At 63.2% G+C, this 1,514-nt stretch carries 1 pseudogene; it reads right to left on the reverse strand.

From position 1 onward, the window contains the following. Nucleotides 1-75: 75 nt before the first annotated feature. Nucleotides 76-1,428: pseudogene (locus IPV08_RS24280) on the reverse strand (IS3 family transposase). Between the last annotated feature and the right edge of the window lie 86 nt (nucleotides 1,429-1,514).

The following is a 1,514-nucleotide window of genomic DNA, read 5'->3' on the forward strand; positions in this document are numbered from 1 at the left end:
GTGTCCGTCGTCAGATGATTTGGGACAGTCTGCGGTGTTCAGGAGTGGAGGTTCTGGTCCATCTGGGGTGAGAGGTTAGGCGGCCTGCGCGTGGTGGCGCAAGCGGCGATCCATCAGGGTCTGGCGCTTGATGCGTTCGCGCTCGGCCAGGATCCCTTCGCCGCGTCCAAAGTAGACGTCAGCGGGCGTGAGGTTTCTCAGGCTCTCATGGGCTCGGGCATGGTTGTAGTGTTCGACGAAGTCGGCAACCTGCGTCTCCAGCTCGCCGGGCAAGTAGGCGTGTTCGAGCAGGATGCGGTTCTTGAGCGTCTGATGCCAACGCTCGATCTTGCCCTGCGTTTGAGGATGGCATGGCGCACCGCGGATGTGGGTCATGCCCCGAATGCCGAGCCAGTCAGCCAGGTCGCTGGCGACGTAACTCGGCCCGTTGTCGGAGAGCAGGCGTGGCCGCTGCATCACCCGCGCCTGATCGAGTCCAGCCGCACCCAGCGCCAGGTCGAGCGTGGCGGTGACGTCGCTTGGCCTGCATCGTCGTGCACAGCTTCCAGGCGACGATGTAGCGCGAGAAGTCGTCTAATACGGTCGACAAGTAGTACCAGCCCCAGCCAACGACCTTCAGATAGGTGAAGTCCGTCTACTAAAGCTGGTTGGGAGCGGTGGTCTTATCGTGGAACTCGTCGGCGGCCTTGATGACGATATAGGCCGGGCTGGTGATCAGGTCCTGAGCCTTGAGCAGCCGGCAGACGGTCGCTTCCGAGACGAAGTAGCCCCGCTCGTCGGTGAAGCGTACCGCCAGTTCACGCGGGCTGAGTTCAGGCTGCTCCAAGGCCAGGGCAACGATCTGCTCGCGGATCTCCGCAGGTAGGCGGTTCCAGACCCGGCTCGGCCGCGAGGGATGGTCGCTCAACGCCTCGGGGCCGCCGCGCTGGTAAGCGTCGTACCAGCGGTAAAACGTCGAGCGCGTGATGCCGAGCTTGTCCAGGGTGGCACGCACCGGCAGGTGGGATTGCTCGACGAGTCGGATGATCTCCAGCTTCTCGGGGGCCGGGTACCTCATGCCTCGTCGCCCCCAGCCCCGCTCATGCTTTTTTTAAGCAGACGGTTCTCCAGGACGAGATCAGCTACGACCTCCTTCAGCGCCCCCGTTTCGCGACGTAGATCCCGCACCTCATCCGTGGTGGCCGCACGAGCCGTATCGCCCGACAGGCGCTTCTTGCCAGCCTCCAGGAACTCCTTGGACCAGCCGTAGTACATCGAGGCGGCGATCCCCTCACGTCGGCATAACTCGGCGATGCTGTCCTCGCCACGCAAGCCTTCCAGAACCACGCGGATCTTCTCCTCGGACGAGAACTGCCGACGTGTGGCCCGACGGATGTCCTTGATCACCGCTTCTGCCGGCTTCTTGGCCGGTCCGGATGTCTGCTTCATCTTCGCTCCTCAGGGGCTACGATGAACCAGCCATCCTCCGTTCGTGAAGACCCTCAATCTGTCCCACAGGTGCTGACGTCGGACAC

Source organism: Methylobacterium sp. SD274, from assembly GCF_017355285.1.
Taxonomy (GTDB): Bacteria; Pseudomonadota; Alphaproteobacteria; order Rhizobiales; family Beijerinckiaceae; genus Methylobacterium.